The organism is Streptomyces niveiscabiei (assembly GCF_001419795.1).
Classification (GTDB): domain Bacteria; phylum Actinomycetota; class Actinomycetes; order Streptomycetales; family Streptomycetaceae; genus Streptomyces; species Streptomyces niveiscabiei.
Genome location: NZ_LIRL01001039.1, coordinates 1 through 2,348, shown reverse-complemented (window position 1 = coordinate 2,348; position 2,348 = coordinate 1). Strand labels below are relative to the sequence as shown.

2 protein-coding genes are annotated in these 2,348 nt (G+C 71.8%); both read left to right on the top strand.

Going from position 1 to position 2,348, the window contains the following annotated elements; genetic code table 11:
• Positions 1-1,240 (top strand): site-2 protease family protein (locus tag AOK24_RS39305; protein ID WP_055724715.1); only part of this gene is annotated, 1,240 nt, incomplete at its 5' end.
• 41 nt (positions 1,241-1,281) lie between these two features.
• Positions 1,282-2,187 carry a tRNA (adenine-N1)-methyltransferase gene (locus AOK24_RS39300; protein ID WP_055724714.1) on the top strand — a complete coding sequence of 302 codons (906 nt, stop codon included), beginning with the start codon at positions 1,282-1,284 and terminating at the stop codon, positions 2,185-2,187.
• The last annotated feature ends 161 nt before the right edge of the window (positions 2,188-2,348 follow it).

The following is a 2,348-nucleotide window of genomic DNA, read 5'->3' as shown; positions in this document are numbered from 1 at the left end:
CCCGTACACGACTCCCGACACCCACCCCGACCGGGCGCACGCGCACGGGCATGCCGGGGCCGGGAAGAAGGAGGCGGAGAAGGCGCGGGAACCGCGGAGCGGGATTCTGATGGGGCGGCCCTTCGGGGTGCCCGTGTACGTCGCGCCGAGCTGGTTCCTCGTCGCCGCGCTGATCACTTGGGTGTTCGGGGGACAACTGGACCGGGTGCTTCCGGAACTCGGCGCCGGGCGCTACCTCGTCGCGCTCTTCTTCGCCGTCGCCTTCTACGCCTCCGTACTGGTCCACGAACTCGCCCACACGGTAGCCGCCCTCCGCTTCGAACTCCCCGTCCGCCGCATCCAGTTGCAGTTCTTCGGCGGCGTGTCGGAGATCGAGAAGGAGGCGGAGACACCGGGCCGGGAGTTCTGGCTGGCGTTCGTGGGCCCGCTCCTGTCCCTCGTCCTGTCGGGCGTGTTCTACCTGGCGATGCTCCTGGTGGAGCCGGGCACGGTCCCCGGTGTCCTGCTGGCCGGCCTGATGATCTCCAACCTGATCGTGGCGATCTTCAACCTTCTCCCCGGCCTCCCCCTGGACGGCGGCCGGATGCTGCGCGCGATCGTCTGGAAGGTCACCGGCAAGCCGATGAGGGGCACGATCGCCGCGGCCTGGGTCGGCAGGGCGCTCGCCGTCTCCGTCCTGATCGGCCTCCCCCTGCTCACCCAGTCCGGCGCGCTCGGCACGACCGCCGAGGACAGCGTCGGCATGGACACGGTCACCGACGCCCTGCTCGCCGCGATCCTCGCCGCGATCATCTGGACCGGCGCCGGCAACAGCCTCCGCATGGCCCGCCTGCGCGAACACCTCCCGGAGCTGCGCGCCCGCAACCTCACCCGCCGCGCGGTCCCCGTCGAGACGGACACCCCCCTCTCGGAGGCCCTGCGCCGGGCGAACGCGGCAGGCGCCCGCGCGCTGGTCGTCGTCGACGCCAACGGCGAACCCCTCTCCCTGGTCCGTGAGGCCGCCATCGTCGGCGTCCCCGAACACCGCCGCCCCTGGGTCGCCGTCAGCGGCCTCGCCCAGGACCTCACCGACGGCATGCGCGTCTCCGCGGAACTCGCCGGCGAGGACCTCCTCGACGTCCTGCGCGCCACCCCCGCCACCGAGTACCTCGTCGTCGAGGACACCGGCGAGATCTACGGCGTCCTGTCCGCCGCCGACGTGGAACGCGCCTTCGTGAAGGCCATGGCCCGCCCCAGCTGACCGTGGTCGGCGGCCCCCCGAAACGCCGGTAGGCTGTTCACATGTCCGAACCGACCGGTGCCGCCCGCAGGCGCGGGCCCTTCAAGGTCGGGGACCAGGTTCAGCTGACCGACCCCAAGGGCCGCCACTACACGTTCACGCTCGAAGCCGGGAAGAACTTCCACACCCACAAGGGTTCCTTCCCGCACGACGAACTGATCGGCGCACCCGAGGGCAGCGTTGTCCGCACCACCGGGAACGTCGCCTACCTCGCGCTGCGCCCCCTGCTCCCCGACTACGTCCTGTCCATGCCCCGCGGGGCAGCCGTCGTCTACCCGAAGGACGCGGGACAGATCCTCGCCTTCGCCGACATCTTCCCCGGCGCGCGCGTCGTCGAGGCCGGCGTCGGCTCCGGCTCGCTCAGCAGCTTCCTGCTGCGCGCCGTCGGCGACCAGGGCATGCTGCACAGCTACGAGCGCCGCGAGGACTTCGCGGAGATCGCGCAGCAGAACGTGGAGCGCTACTTCGGTGGCCCGCACCCCGCCTGGCAGCTCACCGTCGGCGACCTCCAGGACAACCTGTCCGACACGGACGTCGACCGCGTCATCCTCGACATGCTCGCGCCCTGGGAGTGCCTGGAGGCCGTCTCCAAGGCGCTCGTCCCCGGCGGCATCCTCTGCTGCTACGTCGCGACCACCACCCAGCTCGCCCGGACCGTCGAGTCCATCCGCGAGATCGGCTCCTTCAACGAGCCCACCGCCTGGGAGTCGATGATCCGCAACTGGCACATCGAGGGCCTCGCCGTCCGCCCGGACCACCGCATGATCGGCCACACCGGCTTCCTCCTCACCGCCCGCCGCCTCGCCGACGGCGTCGAGCCGCCGATGCGCCGCCGCCGCCCCGCCAAGGGCGCGTACGGCGAGGACTACTCCGGCCCCAACGCCGACGGCGGCGCCGGGGAGCGCTGACACCCCGTCCAACGCCCGCATGCCGCGGCAGAGTTCCCGCACAGTCGTACGGAACTCCGCCGCGGCATCGTCGTATCGGCATCTTGTACGACAGAACCGCCGACGGAACACCGGCACCCCCATCGCCTCCACGGCAACCCCGCCCGCCCCCGCCGTTCCCC

Bases quoted from the DNA above. Each gene is read 5' to 3' on its own strand.
- AOK24_RS39300 (WP_055724714.1), top strand. From the start codon at position 1,282: ATGTCCGAACCGACCGGTGCCGCCCGCAGGCGCGGGCCCTTCAAGGTC.